This window comes from Pantoea sp. X-Soil-TKNS-1279, assembly GCF_059730565.1.
In genome coordinates, this window is sequence record NZ_AP035949.1 from 155,595 (window position 1) to 175,938 (window position 20,344).

20 protein-coding genes are annotated in these 20,344 nt (G+C 56.3%); 13 read left to right on the forward strand and 7 right to left on the reverse strand.

Annotation, left to right across the window (positions count from 1 at the left end; translation table 11 throughout):
- Nucleotides 1-15: 15 nt before the first annotated feature.
- On the reverse strand, nucleotides 16-1,227 hold the full coding sequence (locus AC6I8N_RS20940; RefSeq protein WP_497831029.1) for a LysR family transcriptional regulator: 1,212 nt from the start codon (nucleotides 1,225-1,227) through the stop codon (nucleotides 16-18).
- 136 nt (nucleotides 1,228-1,363) lie between these two features.
- Between AC6I8N_RS20940 and galB the strand changes: the two genes are divergently transcribed.
- Genes galB through AC6I8N_RS20960 form a run of 4 tightly spaced genes read left to right on the forward strand, consistent with a single transcriptional unit; the run spans nucleotide 1,364 to nucleotide 4,797 of the window.
- Nucleotides 1,364-2,101: a 4-oxalmesaconate hydratase gene (gene galB, locus AC6I8N_RS20945; protein WP_497831030.1), complete on the forward strand. Its 738-nt coding sequence runs from the start codon at nucleotides 1,364-1,366 to the stop codon at nucleotides 2,099-2,101.
- Nucleotides 2,098-2,814, forward strand: coding sequence for a 4-carboxy-4-hydroxy-2-oxoadipate aldolase/oxaloacetate decarboxylase (locus tag AC6I8N_RS20950; RefSeq protein ID WP_415174665.1), 717 nt, complete (start codon nucleotides 2,098-2,100; stop codon nucleotides 2,812-2,814). The genes galB and AC6I8N_RS20950 overlap by 4 nt, the downstream gene beginning before the upstream one ends.
- Before the next feature lie 2 nt (nucleotides 2,815-2,816).
- Nucleotides 2,817-3,908: a 4-oxalomesaconate tautomerase gene (locus AC6I8N_RS20955; protein ID WP_415174664.1), complete on the forward strand. Its 1,092-nt coding sequence runs from the start codon at nucleotides 2,817-2,819 to the stop codon at nucleotides 3,906-3,908.
- Entirely contained in the window at nucleotides 3,901-4,797 is an 897-nt protein-coding gene (locus AC6I8N_RS20960) for a DUF1932 domain-containing protein (protein WP_497831031.1), read from the forward strand. Before AC6I8N_RS20955 ends, AC6I8N_RS20960 begins: the two co-directional genes overlap by 8 nt.
- Nucleotides 4,798-4,851: 54 nt before the next feature.
- Here the strand turns inward: AC6I8N_RS20960 and AC6I8N_RS20965 are convergent, their stop codons facing one another.
- Both AC6I8N_RS20965 and AC6I8N_RS20970 read right to left on the reverse strand, forming a co-directional pair.
- Nucleotides 4,852-6,888, reverse strand: coding sequence for a glycoside hydrolase family 31 protein (locus AC6I8N_RS20965; protein WP_497831032.1), 2,037 nt, complete (start codon nucleotides 6,886-6,888; stop codon nucleotides 4,852-4,854).
- Complete coding sequence (locus tag AC6I8N_RS20970; RefSeq protein WP_497831033.1) at nucleotides 6,885-8,264, reverse strand: glycoside-pentoside-hexuronide (GPH):cation symporter; 1,380 nt, start codon at nucleotides 8,262-8,264, stop codon at nucleotides 6,885-6,887. The genes AC6I8N_RS20965 and AC6I8N_RS20970 overlap by 4 nt, the downstream gene beginning before the upstream one ends.
- 294 nt (nucleotides 8,265-8,558) lie before the next feature.
- Here AC6I8N_RS20970 and AC6I8N_RS20975 point away from each other — a divergent pair, with 294 nt between their 5' ends.
- From AC6I8N_RS20975 to AC6I8N_RS21000, 6 genes are all read left to right on the forward strand, one after another.
- Nucleotides 8,559-9,551 (forward strand): FUSC family protein, encoded by a 993-nt coding sequence (locus AC6I8N_RS20975; RefSeq protein ID WP_497831034.1) that lies wholly within the window; start codon nucleotides 8,559-8,561, stop codon nucleotides 9,549-9,551.
- Between the two features lie 15 nt (nucleotides 9,552-9,566).
- Nucleotides 9,567-9,845, forward strand: a complete 279-nt coding sequence (locus AC6I8N_RS20980; RefSeq protein ID WP_497831035.1) for a phospholipid carrier-dependent glycosyltransferase — start codon at nucleotides 9,567-9,569, stop codon at nucleotides 9,843-9,845.
- 29 nt (nucleotides 9,846-9,874) lie between these two features.
- Nucleotides 9,875-10,171 (forward strand): hypothetical protein, encoded by a 297-nt coding sequence (locus AC6I8N_RS20985; protein WP_497831036.1) that lies wholly within the window; start codon nucleotides 9,875-9,877, stop codon nucleotides 10,169-10,171.
- 98 nt (nucleotides 10,172-10,269) lie between these two features.
- The gene (gene fetA / locus AC6I8N_RS20990; protein WP_497831037.1) at nucleotides 10,270-10,935 is read left to right on the forward strand and encodes an iron efflux ABC transporter ATP-binding subunit FetA; all 666 of its coding nucleotides are present in this window, start codon (nucleotides 10,270-10,272) and stop codon (nucleotides 10,933-10,935) included.
- Nucleotides 10,922-11,683, forward strand: coding sequence for an iron efflux ABC transporter permease subunit FetB (gene fetB, locus AC6I8N_RS20995; RefSeq protein WP_497831038.1), 762 nt, complete (start codon nucleotides 10,922-10,924; stop codon nucleotides 11,681-11,683). Before fetA ends, fetB begins: the two co-directional genes overlap by 14 nt.
- 128 nt (nucleotides 11,684-11,811) lie before the next feature.
- Nucleotides 11,812-12,978 carry an alpha-hydroxy acid oxidase gene (locus AC6I8N_RS21000; protein ID WP_497831039.1) on the forward strand — a complete coding sequence of 389 codons (1,167 nt, stop codon included), beginning with the start codon at nucleotides 11,812-11,814 and terminating at the stop codon, nucleotides 12,976-12,978.
- A gap of 6 nt (nucleotides 12,979-12,984) precedes the next feature.
- Here the strand turns inward: AC6I8N_RS21000 and AC6I8N_RS21005 are convergent, their stop codons facing one another.
- Nucleotides 12,985-13,437: an SgcJ/EcaC family oxidoreductase gene (locus tag AC6I8N_RS21005; RefSeq protein WP_497831040.1), complete on the reverse strand. Its 453-nt coding sequence runs from the start codon at nucleotides 13,435-13,437 to the stop codon at nucleotides 12,985-12,987.
- Nucleotides 13,438-13,539: 102 nt separating this feature from the next.
- On the reverse strand, nucleotides 13,540-14,862 hold the full coding sequence (locus tag AC6I8N_RS21010) for an MFS transporter (RefSeq protein WP_497831041.1): 1,323 nt from the start codon (nucleotides 14,860-14,862) through the stop codon (nucleotides 13,540-13,542).
- A gap of 277 nt (nucleotides 14,863-15,139) precedes the next feature.
- Here AC6I8N_RS21010 and AC6I8N_RS21015 point away from each other — a divergent pair, with 277 nt between their 5' ends.
- Together AC6I8N_RS21015 and AC6I8N_RS21020 are read left to right on the forward strand one after the other, a co-directional pair.
- The gene (locus tag AC6I8N_RS21015) at nucleotides 15,140-15,679 is read left to right on the forward strand and encodes a 2,4'-dihydroxyacetophenone dioxygenase family protein (protein ID WP_208725858.1); all 540 of its coding nucleotides are present in this window, start codon (nucleotides 15,140-15,142) and stop codon (nucleotides 15,677-15,679) included.
- Nucleotides 15,680-15,697: 18 nt separating this feature from the next.
- The gene (locus AC6I8N_RS21020) at nucleotides 15,698-16,423 is read left to right on the forward strand and encodes an SDR family NAD(P)-dependent oxidoreductase (protein ID WP_497831159.1); all 726 of its coding nucleotides are present in this window, start codon (nucleotides 15,698-15,700) and stop codon (nucleotides 16,421-16,423) included.
- A 6-nt stretch (nucleotides 16,424-16,429) separates the two neighbouring features.
- On the opposite strand, the gene AC6I8N_RS21025 is transcribed toward AC6I8N_RS21020, so the two are convergent.
- Nucleotides 16,430-17,179: an SDR family NAD(P)-dependent oxidoreductase gene (locus AC6I8N_RS21025; protein ID WP_497831042.1), complete on the reverse strand. Its 750-nt coding sequence runs from the start codon at nucleotides 17,177-17,179 to the stop codon at nucleotides 16,430-16,432.
- Between the two features lie 132 nt (nucleotides 17,180-17,311).
- On the opposite strand from AC6I8N_RS21025, the gene AC6I8N_RS21030 reads away from it, so the two are divergent.
- The gene (locus AC6I8N_RS21030) at nucleotides 17,312-18,220 is read left to right on the forward strand and encodes a LysR family transcriptional regulator (RefSeq protein WP_497831043.1); all 909 of its coding nucleotides are present in this window, start codon (nucleotides 17,312-17,314) and stop codon (nucleotides 18,218-18,220) included.
- On the opposite strand, the gene glgX is transcribed toward AC6I8N_RS21030, so the two are convergent.
- A complete protein-coding gene (gene glgX, locus AC6I8N_RS21035) occupies nucleotides 18,207-20,288 on the reverse strand; it encodes a glycogen debranching protein GlgX (RefSeq protein WP_497831044.1) in 2,082 nt (693 codons plus the stop codon). The two genes, AC6I8N_RS21030 and glgX, sit on opposite strands and share 14 nt — an antisense overlap.
- Nucleotides 20,289-20,344 lie beyond the last annotated feature (56 nt).

Genomic DNA, 20,344 nt, shown 5'->3' on the forward strand with positions numbered 1-20,344 from the left:
CCGGAAACCGCGCCGCTACGATGCCACCTCAACAATGTATTGAATCAGCGCTTCAGCCGCCGGAGCATGAAGTGCGCCCTGGCGCAGGGTTAAGCCAATCTCGCGGCGGGTGTCCGGTAAGGCAAACCTCAACGGGTGCAAAATTCCGGCTTGCAGTTCGTACTCCAGTTGGTGCGAGGAAACGGCGGCTATCATGTCGGAATTTAGCAGCAGACCGCGCACAATCGCCAGATCGCCGCTTTCCACCACCGGGGTGGGGGCGGCCATTCCCAACGTCGCGAAAGCCGCATCCAGCAGGTGACGGGAAGGGGTGTTATCGCGCGGCAATATCCACTGCGCATCAGCCAAATCGTTGGCCGTCAGGGTGCGTCCCGCCAGAGGGTGCTGGGGCCTTACCAGCAGCACCAGCGATTCAGCAAACAACACCTGATTGTGGATATCCAACACCTGCTCGTCCTGACGTAATGCCCCAAGAATGAAATCAATATCCCCGGCGCGCAACTCGGTAATTAAGGCGTCGAAGGCGCTTTCATTGGTCACCACTTTAATGCCCGGATGCGCCGCCACCAGCCGGGTTATCGCCAGCGGCAGCAGGGTGCTGCGGCACAGCGGCAGCGCGCCAACATGCACCGTGCCACGCAAAATCCCGGTTGCAGCGGCGAGATCTTCCGGGATATGACGGATTTCATTCAGCGCGCGACTGATAAAGGGGGCCATCTCGCGCGCCGCGGTAGAAGGCATCATCCCTTTTGGCGTACGCTGAAACAGCGTCAGCCCGGCACCCTTTTCCAGCACCTTCAGGGCGGCGCTCACCGCTGGTTGGCTGATGTTGAGAGAGTTAGCCACGCTTTGCGTATGGTGCAGGCGATACAGCCGGAGAAACACCTGAAGGCGTCGCACATTAAATAACCAAATCGGTTCTGCCTCTTCCCGCTGGTGGTCACGCTGTTTCAGCCGTGCCAGCGCCGCGGGAATGTGCTGCAATTCGTTGATCGCGCGCTGGGCACGCGGCAACACGCATTTTCCCATTTCGGTCAGCAGCATGCCGCTGGCATGACGTTCAAACAACGGCATCGCTAAAGTGTGTTCAAGATCACGAATAGAACGGGTGATCGCCGACTGGGTTCGAAATAATTTCTCCGCAGCTTCTGACACTGTACCGCGTTCTGCAATCATACAAAAAGCACGTAGTTGCATGATTTTAATATCATTATCTTGCTGCGTCATTTTCGGTTCAGCCTCACGTCCTGCGGCGATCAAAATCACAACATAAATAAAAATCATAGCTCGCGCAATGAAAGGCATTATTCGCGCGGATGGCTGCATGTCAGGATGAAAAAAAACGCAACAGCAGGAATACAAGATGGAAAATACCGCTAAAAAAAGTGCCCTCATCGTCAGTGCTCACTCCGCCGATTTCGTCTGGCGCGCAGGTGGCGCAATCGCGCTGCACGCTGAACGCGGCTATGACGTCCATGTGGTTTGTCTTTCGTTTGGCGAACGGGGTGAATCCGCCAAACTGTGGCGTAAAGGCAATATGACGGAGGAGATCGTCAAAGCGAACCGTCGCAGCGAAGCGCAGTCAGCCGCAGACATCCTCGGTGCCTCGATTGAGTTTTTTGATCTTGGTGATTACCCGCTGCGTGCCGATAAAGAGACGCTTTTCCGTCTGGCGGATGTGTTCCGCAAGGTTCAGCCGCACTTTGTCCTGACCCATTCTGTGGCTGATCCCTATAACTATGACCACCCGCTGGCGGCCAATCTGACCCAGGAAGCGCGCATCATTGCCCAGGCGGAGGGTTACCGTCCGGGAGAACCGATTATTGGCGCCCCGCCGGTTTACTGTTTTGAACCGCATCAGCCCGAGCAGTGCCACTGGAAACCGGACGTGCTGCTGGACATCACCTCGGTGTGGGAAAAGAAATACGCCGCGATTCAATGCATGGCCGGTCAGGAGCATCTGTGGGAGTACTACACCCGCGTGGCGCTGCAACGTGGCGTGCAGGCAAAACGTAATGTCGGTATCGCTTCCTCACGCGTACTCAGCCACGGTGAGGGTTATCAAAGCCTGTTCCCGCGCGTGACGGAGGATCTGGCATGAGTGATGTCAACCAGAAAGGCGTGGTGGTACGGCATATCGAGCGTGCCGATGCGGCGTTGATCGCGCAATTCGCGCGCTTCGGCGTGGCGACGGTACACGAAGCGCAGCAGCGTCAGGGCTTGCTGGACAGGCGCATCCGTCCGGTGCAGCAGGGCACCACCATAGCGGGCAGCGCGGTGACGGTGCTGGTATCGCCGGGGGATAACTGGATGTTCCACGTTGCGGTGGAACAATGCCAGCCCGGTGACGTGTTGCTGGTGGCTCCCACCTCAGATTGCTATGACGGCTTCTTTGGCGATCTGCTGGCGACCTCGTTGCAGGCGCGAGGCGTGGTCGCACTGGTAGGGGATATCGGCATCCGCGATAGCCAAACCTTGCGTGAAATGGCATTCCCGGTCTGGTCACGCGCAGTTTACGCGCAGGGCACAGTCAAAGAGACGCTGGGTTCGGTCAATGTGCCGGTGATCTGCGCCGGTCAGTTAGTCCATCCTGGCGATGTAGTGGTGGCTGACGATGACGGTGTGGTGATTGTTCCCCGTGCCGACATTCCGGCCGTTGCGCAGGCGGCGGCGCAGCGCATTGAGGTGGAGGAGAGCAAACGGCAGCGGCTGGCCGCAGGTGAGCTGGGACTGGATATCTATCAGATGCGACAAAAACTGGCGGCGAAGGGACTGCGCTATGTCGAAACGCTGGCTGAACTGAAGAATAGCTAACTATGAAACAGACGCTGATCCCCTGTGTGTTAATGCGTGGCGGTACCTCCAAAGCCGCCTGTTTTCTGGCGCAGGATTTGCCAACCGACCCGGCGTTGCGCGATCGGGTGCTGCTGGCGGTGATGGGCTCGCCTGATGCACGTCAGATCGACGGGATCGGCGGTGCCGATCCCCTGACCAGCAAGGTAGCGATCATTTCGCCGTCAACCCGTGCAGATGCCGATGTGGATTACCTGTTCGCCCAGGTGAATGTCGATAAAGCGCTGGTTGATTACGGGCAGAACTGCGGCAACATTCTGGCGGCGGTGGCCCCGTTTGCCATCGAGAAAGGCGTGGTGGCGGTCCAGGGTGCGGTAACGCGGGTGCGCATTTTTATGGTCAATACCGGGCAGATCGCCGAAGCGCAACTCTCCACGCCGGATGGCGCGGTGGAGTATGAAGGCGATGTTCAGATTGATGGCGTTCCGGGTTATGCGGCGCAACAGGTGCTGAATTTTACCGATATCGCCGGTTCGAGTTGTGGCGCACTGCTGCCCACCGGCCAGGCGCAGGATCACTTTGCCGGTGTCGCCGTGACCTGTATCGATAACGGTATGCCGGTGGTGCTGGTACGTGCTGCCGATCTCGGGCGTACCGGGCGTGAAAGCCGCGAACAACTGGATAATGATGACGAACTCAAAGCGCGGTTGGAGTCGATCCGTCTACAGGCCGGACCGCGGATGAATCTGGGCGATGTTGCTGCGCGTACCGTGCCAAAAATGACGCTGATAGCCGAACCGAATCACGGTGGCTGTGTATCGACGCGCACCTTTATTCCGCATCGCTGCCACGCCTCCATCGGGGTGCTGGGCGCAGTGAGCGTGGCAACGGCTTGTCTGATCCCGGGGTCGGTTGCGCAGGGCATTGCGCGGCTGGAGGCGGGCCGTGAACAACGGCTGGCGGTGGAACACCCGAGTGGCGAATTCAGCGTGATGTTGCAGCGTGATGAAGCCGGCAACGTTATCCGCAGCGGTTTGATTCGCACCGCCCGACTGCTGTTTATCGGTGCGGTAGCGGTACCGGGTTCACTCTGGCAGGGGAAGGTCAATGACTAACATCGCGATTATCGGCTTTGGTGAGGCCGGACGGATCTATGCGCAGGACCTGGCAAGCCAGGGCGCACAGGTGAAGGTGTGGGACAAAAAGTTTCTTAATGTGGAAGGTGATGCGCTGAAGGCGCAGGCCGAACAGGTTGGTGTACAGCCGGCGGGCAACCTTGCGCTGGCGCTGACAGGGGCGGAGCTGGTGCTGTCGCTGGTGACCGCCGGTAACGCGTTAGCGGTCGCCGAACAGGCTGCCGCGCTGTTACGCGAGGGGCAAACCCTGTTGGATTTCAACTCCGTAGCACCGGAGACGAAACGCGCGGCGGCGCGTGCCGTGGCTCAGGGGGCGGGGCGTTATATCGATGTGGCGGTGATGGCCCCGGTTCCGCCAAAACGGCTCGCGACGCCACTGCTACTCGGCGGCACGCAGGCGAGGCAGATTGCCGCGCAGTTGAGTGAACTCGGATGTCAGGCGCGCGCCGCCAGCGAAGAGGTCGGTGGGGTTTCTGCCATCAAGATGTGTCGCAGCGTGATGATTAAAGGGTTGGAAGCGTTAACCACCGAGTGCCTCGGCGCAGCGCAACGTTATGGCGTGGAAGACGCGGTACTGGAATCGCTGCATGCCAGTTTCCCGTCGCTGGGATGGCAGGCAGAGCTGCCAGATTATCTGATCAGCCGGGTGGCAGAACACGGCGTGCGCCGTGCCGAAGAGATGCAGGAAGTGGTGAAAACGCTTCAGGATGTCGGGCTGGCGGGCACCCTCAGTCAGGCTATCCGTCATGTACAGGCCGATTTACCGGCCCAGCTTAGCGCCCATCATCTGCGTTACCTGGATGTGGTGCCGTTTAGCTGGCGTGCCGTACTGACGAAGCTGGGGGAAAACCGTAGCGGCGGTGAGTAAAAATACGCGTGATAAATCGTGCCGCTACGCACGGTAGCGGCGCGATTTATTGCGCTATGGGTTTTCGAGCACGTCAGCGCTGCCGCCGACGCGTAAAAACACCGGAATGGCGCTGAGCGGGGCGGCAACGGTGATACGCTGTCCACCCTGGTAACGCTCGCCATTGCGCGCAATCCACTGATCGCCAGCCGGTAACCAGAGATCGCGTTCACGCTGCCCTGCGTGCAGCACCGGGGCCACCAACAGATCGCGGCCCAGCAGATACTGATCTTCCACCTGCCAACTCTCGGCTTGCTCAGGATAGTGATAAAACAGCGGGCGCATCACCGGATCGCCCAGCTCATGGGCTTCGTGCATCAGCCCGTCAATATAGGGGCGCAGCCGTTCACGTTGCAGCAGGCAGCTTTTCATCAGGGCGAAATTCTCGTCGCCGTAACTCCACACCTCATTGGGCGAGCCGCTGTTGCACTGTGCAATGCCGTCACGCCAGGCTTCGGCTGGTTCAATCTGCGGTTCGCGGTAGCCGTGTAGTCGCATCACCGGGCAGAACACCGCCCACTGGAACCAGCGAATCAGCAACTCGTGAAACGCCGGATCGTGAATGTTGCCGCCCTGGAAGCCGCCGATATCGGTGGTCCACCACGGAATACCGGCCATCGCCATATTCAGTCCGGCAGTGAACTGATTGCGCAGCGCGTGGAAAGAGGAGTGAACATCACCCGACCAGGCGAGTACGCCGTAACGCTGGCTACCTGCCCAGGCGCAGCGCACCAGGTTGACGATTTCGCTTTCCCCCTGCTGTTGCAACCCCTCATAAAAACCACGCGCGAACAGTTGCGGATAGATATTGCCCACTTCCTGTACCGGACCGAGATGATAGCGATAGTTATCAAAATCGTAGGCGCGGTATTCCGGCTCAGCCTCATCCAGCCAGAAAGTGCGAATCCCGTGGTCGTAATAGTTTTGCTTCACTTCCTGCCAGACAAACTCGCGGGCGGCGGGGTGGGTAGTATCAAAAAAGGTGGTGTTGCCCATAAAATCCAGGTTCACCGAGACGCCGCGTTCGCTGTTTACCAACAGGCCTTTGGATTTCATCAGACGATAATTTTCACTGCGGCTGTCCACCGTAGGCCAGACCGAAACCATAGTTTCAATCCCCATTGCCTTCAGTTCTGCTACCATCGCCCGTGGATCGGGCCAGTCACGGGCATCAAAACACCAGGTCCCCTGATTTGGCCAATGGAAAAAGTCGATAACGATGACCGAAAGGGGCAACTGACGGCGGCGATATTCACGCGCCACCTCCAGCACTTCCTGCTGGGTGCGGTAGCGCAGCTTGCATTGCCAGAAACCGGTAGCAAAGCCCGGCATCATTGGTGCGGTGCCGGTGGCACGGCCATACTGGCGCACAATATCCGCCGGGGTATCACCTGCGGTGATCCAGTAATCCATCTGGTCCGTCACCTCGGCCTGCCAGCGTGTGCCGTTCTTGCCGAAGGTCACTTCACCGATTGCCGGATTGTGCCACAGCAAGCCATAGCCAAGGCTGGAAACCATAAACGGCACGCTGGCCTGTGAATTGCGCTGTGCCAGTTCCAGCGTACACCCTTTCAGATCCAGACAATCCTGCTGGTACTGGCCCATGCCGTAGATTTTCTCTTCTGGCCGCGCTTCAAAGCGCACGCTGAGCTGATACTTCCCGCCGGGAATCGGGCGGAAGGTGCGGGCGTCCAGTTTCAATGCGCTGATGTACTTGTCCTGGCTTTTTTCGGTCGCACCTATGCCGACGGTGCTGCGTTGACGCCAGAACTCTTCCAGCAACAGTTCACCGTGCTGGTTGTAAAAGGCCAACTGACCTCGAATATTGACCACGGCGGTGATATTGCCGTTACGAATACGTAGCGATTCAGGCTCGCGCTGGATGTCTACCTCGCAAGGCGTTGGCGCTAACAAGGCCCAGTCGTTGTCAATCAGTGCCGCCTGGCAGGTCGCTCGTACCCGCAGGCTATTTGCCCCCCAGGGTTCGATAACCAGGGTCTGACGGTCAAAGGTCCAGATAATACGCTGGGATTCGGCGCGTAATTCGCTCATGACAACTCCTGTGGTTGCAGCACGGTGGGGCCGGTTGTGGCGGGCTGTGCTGCCAGTTTGTTTTGATTGATGGTTCGCATGGTGGCGTCGTTAAGTTTGTAACCGCGCATCGCCAGCGCGCTGAACAGCGCCAGCACGCCAGGGATGACTGAAAATAGCGCGACGATGGCCATCATTGCGGTGGGTTGCTGATGTGCGGCCTGGGCAACATAACCGCTCAGGCCGAGAGTCCAGCCGACGATCGCCCCGCTGATTGCCATCCCCATTTTCAACACCGCCAGCAGCGTCGAGAACACGGTGCCGTCGAGGCGCTTGCCCTGACGATATTCACCGTAATCAACCACATCCGACATCATTACCCACATCAGCGTGGTAGTGACCTGATAGAAACTGGAGACGATAAAGGTCATGCCCACCAGCAGCACAAGGTTGCCGGGCAGAAACACGATGCTGATGCTTAACACGCCGGTGACGATGGCGCTGAGGGTAAAGGCGGTGATTTTGCTTACGTTGCGCGTCAACAGTTTTGCCAGCACGCTACCAACGCTTTTGCCGACAATGTGTGCCGCCAGTAGCCACATAAACAAGCTGGCGTTACCGAGAAAATAGGTGACGTAGTACATCATGGCACCGAGACGCACGACGCCGAATGAGATGTTGCAGAACACCAGCAGCGCCACAATGCGCCACTGATCGTTACGTAACAAATCACGCAGGTCAGCAAGAAAGTGGCCGTGGCTGGCGGGCGCGTTGACGCGCTCACGGGTATTCAGAAAGCAGATAAAAAACATCAGGGTTGCCAGCGTTGCCATAATCGACATGGCGGCGAAATAGCCCTCCAGTTTGTTACCACCGCCGAGCCAGGTGGCTAACGGGATCATTAAAAAGGTGGACATCGCGCCGCCGAGGGTGGCGAGGAAAAAGCGCCACGATTGTAATGAGATACGTTGGGTGTCGTCGGTGGTGATAATCGCCCCCATCGAGCAATAAGGAATATTGATGGCGGTATACATCAACATCATCAGGCTATAGGTCGCCGCGGCGTAAATCATTTTTCCCGTCAGCGACAGGCTTTCCGGCACGGCGTAAATCAACATGCAGCTCACACCAAACGGCACCGCCAGCATCAGCAGCCACGGACGAAATCGTCCCCAACGTGAACGGGTGCGATCCGCCACCATGCCCATAGCGGGATCGATCACCGCATCGGCGACACGCGCCAGTAAAAACAGCGTGCCAACAAACACCGCCGGAAGCCCCACCACATCGGTGTAATAAAACGTGAGAAAAATAATGACGTTATCAATCGCGATATGGCTGGCCATATCGCCCAGTCCGTAACTGATTTTTTCTTTTATCGTTAAGCTTGTTTGCATAAAGAGTCCCGCCTGTCTTTATATCGCTAAGGGTCAATCGACGGTTAGTTATAGGAAGCGGGCCGGGATGAGACAATTGCGGGATCTGTTTCAGGTTTTATGTTTTTTACTTTATGTGATACGGGTAACAAGAATAACAACAAAAAATTAACATGGCAGGCAAAGTGCAACGGGCTACCATTAATCAACGGGTTAGAATTGATCGTCCGGTATTATCGTTTAGCTCAGACAGTTGTGGCGCGACAAAGCGCGCCGCTACAAATGGAGTGCTAATACGCTATCGCGGAGAAAACGATGAGCAAGCCACTTTCAGCCGCTCTGCGGCACCGTCTGCCTTTCGCATTGCGCGCGGGGCTATGCTGCGGTTTGCCAGTGGTGCTGGGTTATTACGCCGGACATCTTCAGGCGGGCCTGCTGGCGACCATCGGTGGATTTACGGCGTTGTATGGCGATGGCCTCCCCTGGGGCAGACGCGCGCGTCTGCTGGCGATCATTGCGGTGGCGTTGGCGGTTATCGTCACCCTGGGGATTCTCGTCGCGCCTTATCCGTGGCTCGGTGTGGTGACCGTGACCGGTATTGCCTCTCTTGCGACTTTGATCTGCAACCGACAGCAGATTGGCCCGCCGGGTGCCTATATGTTTGCTCTGGCCTGTGCCAGCGGCACTGGCATGCCTGGCAGTAGCATCGATCCCTGGTTCAGTGGCTTGTGGGTGCTGTGTGGTGGCGCGATCTCGTGGCTGGCGCATATGCTGGGATGCCTGTTAGAACGGGCCGAAGCCAACTACAGTACGGCTGCGGATAAGGTAATCAAAGAAAACGCCAGACGTACCGCGGCACGGGTCGCCTTTGGCACGCTGGTGGCCGGGTCGATCGGCATCATCCTCGGGCTGGAACATGCGTACTGGGGAATGGCGGCGGTGGTGGTGGTGCTTAACCAGCCGGACGGTTTACCGGGAACCTCCCGGCGTGCCTTTAACCGGCTTTTGGGAACGCTGGTTGGACTGGTGCTGGCGTGGAGCATTCTGACGCTCAATCCTCAAGGGTTATGGATCGCGTTGACGGTTGGGATGTTGCAGTTCGCTATTGAGATGGGCGTGGTGCTGCAATACGCCGTCGCCACGGTGTTTATCACCGCCAATGCATTGACGATTGCGGCCGGGGGCCGTGATTTTAGCGAAGTGAGTTCTCTGTTCGCTGCCAGAGCGTTCGACACCCTGATTGGTGTGGTGGTGGCGATTGTGGTTTTCAGATTAAGCATGGCGCCAACCGTCGATACTTCCTCATAATTCAGGCTTCATTGTTTGCGCTGGCATTTTTATATTCTGTCAGTGAAACCGAACGACAAAACCAGGGTCTTATCCCCGATATGGATACAGGCACTGGCCGCGATGTGCAGCTACTGGTTTGCTGCCGGGGCGGTGAATCACAGACAGTGGCTGCTGGGTTACGTGCTGTTGGGCCTGGCCTGTGGCATGGGCTTTATGACCAAAGGCTTTCTGGCGCTGGCGTTGTGCGTAGGCAAAGCGATTCCCGAAAGTGTGCAGAATGCTAACCAACCCGAGGTGTTTGTCAGTAAATAGCCGATAAACTCGCGGTCAGCCGTTATATTTTGAGTAACGATCCCGGCATTGCTTCCGCCATCGCCTGGCATTTACAGCGCAACGATATCCATTTCTACGCGAAGAAAAATGAACTGCTTTACGGGCTGGCATATCCCGATTCTCAGTCGCGTTTTGTCTCGAGGGCGGATTTCCGTCAGTGGCTTGCCTCACATCAATTACGTGGCCTGGTATCTTTGGTGCTGTTGTTGGAGCGAGGTGGCGATATGCCCGACGATTTGCCCCTGGTTCAACGGGTCTATCGCGAGGGTCGTCTGGTATTCCTGCAATGTGACGCCGCACCTTAAGCTTATCCTCATCACCTTTCTGGTAATATGCGCAGGGCTGTCTGGTCAGTGACCGGTAGCCCGTCATTGCAAATGTAGATTGTTAGGGATGGATAACGATGGCCAACGATTTTCCCTTGCTGGATGTGCAAGGCGTTACGTTTTCACAGGAAGGTCGCGAGTTACTGGCGCCCGTTTCACTGCAACTCAACCCCGGTGATTTTTTACTGCTGACCGGTCCTTCAGGCAGTGGGAAAAGCACGTTGCTGAAGATAATTGCCTCGCTGCTGGCCCCCAGCAGCGGGCAGATACGCTTGCAAAACCAGGATATCACGCAACTGAAAACCGAAGCGTATCGGCAACAGGTGTCGTACTGCTTCCAGACGCCGGTGCTGTTCGGCAGTACCGTTTATGACAATCTGGCGCTGCCGTGGCAGATTCGGCAACAGAAACCCAACCGTGACGCGTTCATTACCGACCTGGCAAAAGTCAATTTGCCCGCTGACACGCTGGATAAAAAAATCGATCAACTCTCTGGTGGTGAAAAACAGCGGGTGGGTTTGCTGCGTAATTTGCAGTTTCTGCCGCAGGTGTTACTGCTGGATGAAGTCACCAGCGCCCTCGATGAAGACAATAAAGAACTGATCCATCGACTGATCCGCGAGATGGTTACTGACAAGGGGGTGGCGGTGATCTGGATTAGCCATGACGTTGAGGAAATCCACCAGGCATCACGGGTGCTGAAACTGCACGCACCAGAGAGGAACGACCATGAGTCAGCATAATATCACCAACTCATCACTGCTTATGGCGCTGGTCCTGGTGCTGATTGCGGTGCTGATTAGCCAGAAAGAGAAGCTGGGGCTGAGTAAAGACATCATCTGGAGCGTGTGCCGCGCCATCGTGCAACTGGTGGTCGTTGGTTATGTATTGAAATCGATTTTTGACGTCAATAATGACGGGTTAACGGTGTTGATGGTGTTATTTATCTGCGTCAATGCGGCGGCGAACGCGCGCAAACGCAGCCGTAATATCGATCATGCCTTTGTGATTTCATTTGTCGCCATCACCAGCGGCACGGCGCTTACGTTGGTGATTCTGGTGCTGAGCGGCGCAATTGAATTTATGCCAATGCAGGTGATCCCTATTTCCGGGATGATTGCCGGTAATGCTATGGTGGCGGTGGGCTTATGTTACAGCAACCTGAACCAGCGTTTCGCTGACAACCGGCAAAAAATTCTGGAGATGTTGAGCCTTGGTGCCTCGGTAAAACTGGCTTCCGCATCGCTTATCCGCGAGAGCATTCGCGCCGCGATGATCCCGACGGTGGATGCGGCAAAAACGGTAGGACTGGTGAGTTTACCTGGCATGATGTCCGGTTTAATCTTTGCCGGGATCGATCCGGTTAAAGCCATCAAATACCAGATCATGGTGACCTTTATGTTAATTGGCACCGCCAGTCTTTCTACCATCATCGCGGTCTATCTGGCCTATCGACGCTTTTATAATGACAGGGCGCAGCTCAGGTTCTGAACCGATGAGTAGCGGCGCGATTTATTGCGCCGCAGCAAAGGATGCACAACACCAGAAACTATCGACAACACCCATCCCCCCATCTACTCTGTCTCAACCACCTAACCAACAGGGATTAACTCGCCAATATGGTGATTAACTGGGAAAATTTACGCCGGGCAGCGCAGCGTGCGCTGCCGGGATTTGCCTTTGATTATGTTGATGGTGGTGCCGATGACGAGCAAACGTTGCGCCACAATCGTGAGGTCTTCGCCCGTTGGATGTTTAAACCGGCGGTATTGAAAGATGCCAGCAGGCGCAGCCTGCAAACGTCACTCGCCAATGACTCTCTGGCGGCGCCGTTGCTGGTGGCACCAACCGGCTACAATGGCATGTTGCGTTACCAGGCCGATTTAATGCTGGCGCGCGCCGCAGCACAAAATGGGATCGGATATATCCAGAGCACGGTGTCAACTGCCTCGCTGGAAGAGAGCGCTGCGGTGAGTCAGGGACCACGCTGGTTCCAGTTGTATGTATTGAAAGACCGCCAGGTCACCGCCAGCCTGATTGAACGCGCCCAGGCAGCGGGATGTTCCGCGCTGGTGGTGTCCGTGGATGCGGTACATTTCGGTAACCGTGAGCGCGATAAGACACACTACCGGCGACCACTTAAACTCTCCGTCAAAGCCCTGGCCGATGTCGCCAGCCATCCGGGTTGGGTATGGCGCACGTTACGTCCGGCCGGAATGCCGGGGTTTGGTAATCTCAAACCCTATCTTCCTGCGGAATATCAACGTGGTCTGAACGCTGCCACCTATTTTGCCCAACAGATGGATCCCTCCCTCAATTGGGAAACCCTGCGCTGGGTGCGCGAGTTATGGTCGGGGCCGTTGTATATCAAAGGCATTATGACCGAACAGGATGCGCTGATTGCCAGGCAACTGGGGTTCGACGGCATTGTATTGTCCAATCACGGTGGCCGTCAGCTGGATGGCACCTTCAGCCCGATGCAGGTTTTGGCAGCCATTCGCGCAGCGGTGGGACCAGATTTCTCCATCCTTATCGACAGCGGTTTTCGGCGGGGGACTGATGTGGTAAAAGCGCTGGCGCTGGGTGCCAATGCGGTGTTGCTCGGGCGGCCACTGCTGTATGCCGTGGCGGCGGGAGGTGAAGCGCTGGTGAATGCCACGCTGCAATCGATGATTGCCGAAATAGATCGCACCCTGGCGCAGTTGGGATGCAGTTCCCTCAGGGATCTGCATCCTGGCCTGGTGCATGATATGAATGGCGTAAGCCAGCAGAACTGGCGCAATTGATCGGGGTTATCCCTCCGGCATGACGGACGAGTGGTGGGTGGATATTTTCCACTCGCTACCCGTCCAGGCATAAGTAAAGGTATAACGGGCGGAAACCGCAGGCTTGTCGGCATAAGTGAAGGTATAGGTGCCGGTATCAACCGCTTTGTTACAACCGATGCGAATGGTACGGCTATCAATCTTGCCGCTCGGCTTATTGGCCATAAAATGCGCAAAATAATCAATACGCTCCGCTTCAGTCAGACGCACCCGGTTTGATACCGTCGGCAGTAGCACCGCATCCTCCAGATACAGGTCGGAAACCTGCTTCGCGTTGCCCGTTTTTAACGCTGCATTCCATTTATCAAATAAAGCTTCGATTTGCTGCTGGTCCACCTTCACGCAACTGGCCGGGGTGGCAGCAAGCGAAGAACCTGAAACCATCAGCAATGCAGCAACGGCGGTAAGTGATTTTTTCATCTGATTCCCTTTCGTTAAGTGATTTCCTCGCCTTCATGGATAGCAAGAATTACCCACCTGACAAATAAGATTTGGCTACCGCCACGGCCATTAACGCATTTTTCAAAGATTGCTGACCGGCACGCTGTCACTGGCGACAGGTGCATCGCGATGTTCAATCGGTTTACGTACCAGCAGCCAGTAACACAACCCGGTCAGGGCCGCGATGACGCCCCCGCTGATAAAGGCCAGCGCGTAAGAACCGGTGACATCGGCAATATAGCCAGTGACCAACGGTGAAAGCGCGCCGGCAAAGAAGCCGCCGAAGTTCTGGATGCCGCATACGGAACCGACAATATCATTGGTCGCGACATCGCCAGGGATCGCCCAGCAGGTACAGGAGACGGCGGAGAGGAAAAACATCGCCACTGTCATCATGCTGAGTGCGCCGATCAGCGAATCACAAAAAGGCACGGCAACGGTGGTTGCGCCGCTGATTAAGGCCGCGACCATAATCACCACTTTTTTCGCCTTGAGTGGTTCGGCCACTTTGCGCTGATCGATCAGCCATTTCACCGCATAGCCGCCCAACGCGGCACCCACAATACCGGCGAGATAAGGAATGCTGGCGTACACCCCCATGCTGCTCAGGGAGAGATGCTGGGTTTTCATCAGATACAGCGGCAGAAAGGTGACAAAGATATTGAACAGCCAAATGTAGCAAAACCAGCCAAGCATCATTCCCCACATCGATTGATAGCGGAACAACTCACGCCATTTCACGCGTTTGCCGCGGGGGATGTTGGAGACGCTGCCACCGCCACCAGTGACAATGTACTGCTTCTCCGCATCACCAAGCCCCTGATGTTGCTCCGGATGGCGATAGAGACAGAAGAAGATCAGGCCAAAAATTACCCCAAGGCTACCCGCCAGATAAAACAGCGCTCCCCAACCAAAATGCAAACTCATCAACACCAGTAGCGGTGGGGCGAATGCCAGTCCCCACCGTGAGGAAGCATCCCAGATGGAACTTGCCAGCGCCCGTTCTTTGCGCGGAAACCAAATCGAGGTGATTTTGGCGGAGGTCGGCCAGCCGGGGGCTTCGGTCATCCCCAGCAAGGCACGGGCGCCCAGCAGCGCGGGTAGGCTGGTGCATAACCCGGTGATCATAGTCGACAGTCCCCACAAGGAGGCTGCCGAAGCATACACCTTACGGGGACCAAAGCGATCCGCCAGCCAGCCAGCCGGAAACTGGCTAAAGGCAAAAAACAGGGAAAACACCGACCCCATTAACCCAATGTCGGTGTTGGTGAGATGCAGGTCAGCCATCATCGATGGCGCGGCCACCGCCAGGCTGGCGCGATCGAGATAGTTGATAAAACCGCCCACAAGTAACACAAAAGCAACAAACCAACGTTTCTTTCCCACAACCTGATGCGATGGCATAGCGATATCCTGTTATTAACTGACATGTCAGAATAATAGTCATGGACCAGGTGAAAGCGGCAAGAGGCAGAGTTTATTGTTTAGATATCGATCACAAATGGCGGAATTTGCGCGCTATGTCGACCCTGAACTCAGGAGGATACGCTGATGTCATATTTAATCATAACATGTCAGATTTTCGTGATGGTGCCCACATTTCAACCTGTGGCCTGTTGCCAACAGCCGTTATCAGCGACTAAATCTATGTAACTCAATTGTTAATAAAGCGGAGTCAGCGATGAAGCGTAATGACACCTCACCGGACGCAGAAACCCTGCGGCGTATGCCTTATCAGTTCAGCCAGCCCGCCGAAATGGTGCCGGACCTGGTCATTCCGAACGCGGTACCACTGGACGACCGTATCTGGGTGCCCCAGGCAGAAAACGTCTGGTTTCGCCCGCTATGCCTCAACCGGTCTGCCGGTTACTGGATGAACTTGCTGAAAGTACGCAAGTCCGGGGTGCTGAGTCGTCACCGTCATCCTGCCCCGGTTCATGCTTTTGTGCTGAAAGGACGCTGGCGCTATCTCGAACATGACTGGGAAGCAGTAGAAGGCGGCTACGTCTTCGAACCGCCAGGCGAGACGCATACGTTGGTGGTTGACCCGGACGTGGAAGAGATGATCACCCTGTTCCAGGTACATGGCTGTATGTATTACGTCGATCCCTGGGGAGAGCATATTGGGTTCGAGGATGTGTTCACTAAAATCGCGATGTGCCGTGAGCACTACGACGCGGTCGGATTGGGTAGCGATTTTGTCGATCAATTTATTCGTTAGACAGGGAGAACCCGCATGATGACTTTTCACCCGACATTGTTTGCCGGGAAAACCGCGCTGGTCACGGGGGGCACCAGTGGCATCGGCGCCGGTATTGTCAGTCGGCTTGCCAGCCTCGGTGCGGAGGTGATCGCTGCGGGTGTCGGCAGCGAGCAGCATCAGTTTGCCGCCAGCGAACGGGTTCGCATTCAGGAACTGGATGTGCGTGATAACCAGGCGATCATGGATGTGTTCAGCGCGTTACCGCAACTCGACCTGTTGGTGAACTGTGCCGGGATTATCAGCCGGGGCAGGGAGCATGAGGTGGAGGTGTTTGAAAAAGTGATTGATATTAACCTCAGCGGAACAATGCGCTGTTGTCGTGCCGCGCGTGAAAAGCTGGCGCAAAGCCAGGGGTGTATCGTTAATACTGCGTCGATGCTGAGTTTTTTTGGTGGCGGTTTGGTTCCGGGGTACAGCGCCAGCAAGGGCGGGATTATGCAGCTCACCAAGTCACTGGCGATTGCCTGGGCGGAGGAGGGAATCCGCGTTAATGCCGTTGCGCCGGGGTGGATTGCAACACCATTAACCCAGGCGTTGCAGGATGATCCGCAACGTGCGCAACCGATTCTGTCACGCACGCCGCTGAAACGTTGGGGCCAGCCGGACGATGTGGCACAGGCGGTGACCTTCCTGTGCAGTCCGGCGGCGTCGTTTATTACCGGGATTATTTTGCCGGTGGATGGCGGGTATTTAACCGCGTAATGACAACTAAATCTGCGCCATACCACCATCAACAAACAGTTCGGTGGCGTTAATAAAGCTGGAATCGTCGGAGGCCAGAAACGCCACCACCTTACCAATCTCTTCCGGTTCACCGAGACGGCCCAGCGGCACCTGCGCAGCCAGCGCATCAAACAAACCCTGACGCTGCTCTTCGCTAACCAGTTCACCTAACCCTGGGGTGCGAATCGGGCCAGGGCTGACCACGTTGATGCGGATGCCGCGTTCTTTCACATCCAGTGCCCATGAGCGGGCAAAGTTACGCACTGCGGCTTTGCTGGCGCTGTAGACGCTGAATCCGCCGGTGCCTTTCACCGAGGTGGTGGAGGCGGTAAGAATCACCGACGCCTTGTCACTCAGCAACGGCAGCGCTTTTTGTACGGTGAATAATACGCCACGTACGTTGGTGCCAAAGATACGGTCAAAATGTTCTTCAGTGATGCTGCCGAGCGGCAACATATCGCCGCCACCGGCGTTGGCGAACAGGATATCAAGGCGGCCAGCCTGTTGGGCGATTTGAGCATATACGGCGTCGAGATCGCTCAGGACCGACGCATCAGCGCGAATGCCGGAAGCGGCTGCGCCAATGCTGGCGACGGCGGCATCGAGTTCTGCCTGACGGCGTCCGGTAATAAACACCTGCGCGCCGCGTGCTGCCAGGACTTGTGCTGACGCCAGACCGATACCGCTGGTGCCACCGGTAACCAATGCAATTTTACCTTTCAGTGATGCGTTCATGTTTGTCTCTCCAGATTGATGATTTAACGTGTCGTGTAGTGCATGGACGCAATGTAACCTTGCCGCATTTAGTGATAAATTGTGTAAAATGAAAAGGACTATTCACATACATGGATAATAACTGAGGGCGCAATGGATCAACTGCTGGCGATCAGGGCGTTTGCCCGCGTGGTGGAAGCGGGGAATTTTACCCGCGCGGCGGATTCACTCGATATGCCGAATGCCACCTTGAGCAAGCTGGTGCAGGAGCTGGAGGCGCATCTGGGGATTCGCTTGCTGCAACGCACCACGCGCCGCGTCACGGTGACGGCGGAAGGGCGTGATTACTACGAAAAAGCGCTGCGTATCGTGCGTGACCTGGAGGATATCGATGCGTCGTTTAACGTGGTCAGCAGCCGTTTGCGTGGACATTTGCGCATTGATGTTGGCGGCTCAACCGCCCGCGATGTGCTGATTCCGGCGCTCCCCGATTTTCTCGCGCGTTATCCTGATATCCGCATTGATCTGGGGGTGTCGGATCGCGCAGTGGATTTGATCAGCGACAACGTCGATTGCGTGATTCGCGGTGGGCCGCTGAGCGATTCATCGTTGATCGCCCGCCATATCGGCGATGCCACCATGATTACCTGCGCCACACCCGGCTATCTGAAAGCTTTTGGCGTGCCAGCTTACCCGGATGAGTTAAAAAACGGCCACCGGTTGATCAGCTACCTGTCACCACAAAGCGGGCGTCCGTTTCCGTTCCGCTTTATGCGTGATGGGGAGAGAACCGAGATCAAGAGCGAGCACCGTATCGGTGTCAACGAGAGCAACGCACATCTGGCGGCGGCATTGGCCGGGCTGGGGATTATCCAAACCTTTACCTATGCCACTGCGGAAGCGCAGCAACGAGGGGCGCTGGTGGAGATCCTCAAACCCTGGCGACCGCCCGCCTATCCGTTTCATGTGGTTTACCCGCAAAACCGCCATGTGACGCAGCGGTTGCGGGTATTTATTGACTGGCTGATTGCGGTGTTTCCACAACGTCTCAGGGGCGTCTGAACAGCGCGAGGCTGCGGCCTTCCAGCTCGAAATCCTTCTCTTTGGTGATCACTAATCCGGGTTGATAATTGTCGCTGGTACTCAGTTCCAGCACCCAGCCACCTTCACCAAACTGTGGGATACGGAACGGCACGTTGCCTTCAAATGGGTTAAACAGCATCAACACGTCATGCCAGATACCCTCAACGGTTTGCAGGTCGGGACGGCCAATATACATGCCGAGGGTCGTGCCTTCTTCCCAGTGTTCCGACTGTTGCAGGCCGCCACCGGCGTTGAACCATTCAATCACCATGCCGTCGCGCCAGTTCTCGCGATGCAGCAGCGGCTGACTGGCGCGCAACCGAATAAGCTGGCGAGTAAATTCGCGCAGCGCGTCGGCGCTGGCGGGCAGGTTTTCCCAATGAACCCACGAGATTTCGCTGTCCTGGCAGTAACCGTTATTGTTGCCCATCTGGCTGCGGCCAAACTCGTCACCGGCCAGCATCATGGGGGTGCCGTGGGAAAACAGCAGGGTAGCGAGAAAATTGCGCTTCTGGCGTTCACGCACCGCATTGATGTGTTCGTCGTCGGTTGGGCCTTCTGCGCCGTAATTATACGAACGATTGTCGTTATGACCGTCGTTGTTCTCTTCGCCGTTGGCCTCATTGTGTTTTTCGTTGTACGACACCAGGTCATTCAGGGTAAAGCCGTCATGGGCGGTGATAAAATTGATGCTGGCCCACGGGCGGCGACCACGTTGATCATACAAATCGCCGGATCCGAGCAGACGCGCGGCAAAATCGCTGGAGACATTTTCGCCTTTCCAGTATTCACGTACCGTGTCGCGATATTTGTCGTTCCACTCCGCCCAGCCAGGGGGAAACGCGCCAACCTGATAACCGCCAGGGCCGATATCCCAGGGTTCACCGATCAGTTTCAGTTTCCCTAACACCGGGTCCTGGGTCATGGCATCAAAAAAGCCGCCGCGTGGGTCGAACCCTCCGGGTTCACGTCCAAGAATGGTGCCAAGATCGAAGCGAAAACCATCGATATGCATCGATTCAGCCCAATAGCGCAGGGAATCCATGATCATCTGCAACACTCGTGGGTGTGAGGTGTTGACGGTATTACCGGTGCCAGTGTCGTTAACGTAGTAACGATGCTGATCCGCCAGGGTGCGGTAATAGGAGTAGTTGTCGATGCCTTTAAACGACAGGGTCGGTCCCAGTTCGTTGCCCTCCGCCGTGTGGTTATACACCACATCAAGAATCACCTCGATACCGGCATCGTGTAGCGCGCGTACCATATCGCGAAACCCTTGGATACCGCGTGGGCCAAAATAGCGCGCCGCAGGGGAAAAGAAGTTCAGCGTGTTGTAACCCCAGAAGTTTTTCAGTCCCTTATCCAGCAGATGCTGGTCGTCGGGAAACCAGTGCACCGGCAATAACTCGACCGAGGTGATGCCCAGGCTTTTGAGGTAATCCACCGACGCGCGATGCGACATGCCGTCATAGGTGCCACGCAGCGCTTCAGGAATGGCCGGGTTAAGCTGGGTGAAGCCTTTGACATGGGTTTCATAGATGATGGCCTGCGACCAGGGGATAACGGGGCGGTTTTGGTCGTGCCAGTCGAATTCGTTGGGATCGATAACCCGACATTTTGGTGTAAAGGCGGCGCTGTCGTGGGTATCAAACGTCAGATCCTTGTCTTCGCCGTCGTGATGTAAATCATAGGCGAAATGCGCCTCGTTCCAGGCGATATCACCGGAAAGATCACGGGCGTAGGGGTCCAGCAGCAGCTTATGTGGGTTAAAACGGTGACCATTTTCCGGATCAAACGGACCGTGTACGCGATAACCATATAGCGCGCCAGGTTGCAGGCCAGGGATATAACCATGCCAGACTTCATGGGTGTACTCCGGCAGGTCAAATCTGGCGATTTCATGCTGTCCACTGTCATCGTACAGGCAGAGTTCGACGCGCTCAGCGTGCGCGGAGAACAGGGCAAAGTTCACCCCATCACCATCGAAATTGGCCCCCAGCGGATAGCTGTAACCGGCGGTAATAACGCCAGGTTTGGTGTGTGACATGGTTCCCTCTCCTGTAAATAAACACCTGATTTCGATATGCGCGATAAATCACGCCG

Coding starts and splice junctions, on each gene's coding strand:
- AC6I8N_RS21005 (WP_497831040.1), bottom strand. CDS start 13,437: ATGAAAAAATCACTTACCGCCGTTGCTGCATTGCTGATGGTTTCAGGT.
- AC6I8N_RS21025 (WP_497831042.1), bottom strand. CDS start 17,179: ATGAACGCATCACTGAAAGGTAAAATTGCATTGGTTACCGGTGGCACC.
- glgX (WP_497831044.1), bottom strand. CDS start 20,288: ATGTCACACACCAAACCTGGCGTTATTACCGCCGGTTACAGCTATCCG.
- galB (WP_497831030.1), top strand. CDS start 1,364: ATGGAAAATACCGCTAAAAAAAGTGCCCTCATCGTCAGTGCTCACTCC.
- AC6I8N_RS21015 (WP_208725858.1), top strand. CDS start 15,140: ATGAAGCGTAATGACACCTCACCGGACGCAGAAACCCTGCGGCGTATG.
- AC6I8N_RS20940 (WP_497831029.1), bottom strand. CDS start 1,227: ATGACGCAGCAAGATAATGATATTAAAATCATGCAACTACGTGCTTTT.
- AC6I8N_RS21020 (WP_497831159.1), top strand. CDS start 15,698: ATGACTTTTCACCCGACATTGTTTGCCGGGAAAACCGCGCTGGTCACG.
- AC6I8N_RS20960 (WP_497831031.1), top strand. CDS start 3,901: ATGACTAACATCGCGATTATCGGCTTTGGTGAGGCCGGACGGATCTAT.
- AC6I8N_RS20970 (WP_497831033.1), bottom strand. CDS start 8,264: ATGCAAACAAGCTTAACGATAAAAGAAAAAATCAGTTACGGACTGGGC.
- AC6I8N_RS21010 (WP_497831041.1), bottom strand. CDS start 14,862: ATGCCATCGCATCAGGTTGTGGGAAAGAAACGTTGGTTTGTTGCTTTT.
- AC6I8N_RS20950 (WP_415174665.1), top strand. CDS start 2,098: ATGAGTGATGTCAACCAGAAAGGCGTGGTGGTACGGCATATCGAGCGT.
- AC6I8N_RS20965 (WP_497831032.1), bottom strand. CDS start 6,888: ATGAGCGAATTACGCGCCGAATCCCAGCGTATTATCTGGACCTTTGAC.
- AC6I8N_RS20975 (WP_497831034.1), top strand. CDS start 8,559: ATGAGCAAGCCACTTTCAGCCGCTCTGCGGCACCGTCTGCCTTTCGCA.
- AC6I8N_RS21000 (WP_497831039.1), top strand. CDS start 11,812: ATGGTGATTAACTGGGAAAATTTACGCCGGGCAGCGCAGCGTGCGCTG.
- AC6I8N_RS21030 (WP_497831043.1), top strand. CDS start 17,312: ATGGATCAACTGCTGGCGATCAGGGCGTTTGCCCGCGTGGTGGAAGCG.
- fetA (WP_497831037.1), top strand. CDS start 10,270: ATGGCCAACGATTTTCCCTTGCTGGATGTGCAAGGCGTTACGTTTTCA.
- fetB (WP_497831038.1), top strand. CDS start 10,922: ATGAGTCAGCATAATATCACCAACTCATCACTGCTTATGGCGCTGGTC.
- AC6I8N_RS20955 (WP_415174664.1), top strand. CDS start 2,817: ATGAAACAGACGCTGATCCCCTGTGTGTTAATGCGTGGCGGTACCTCC.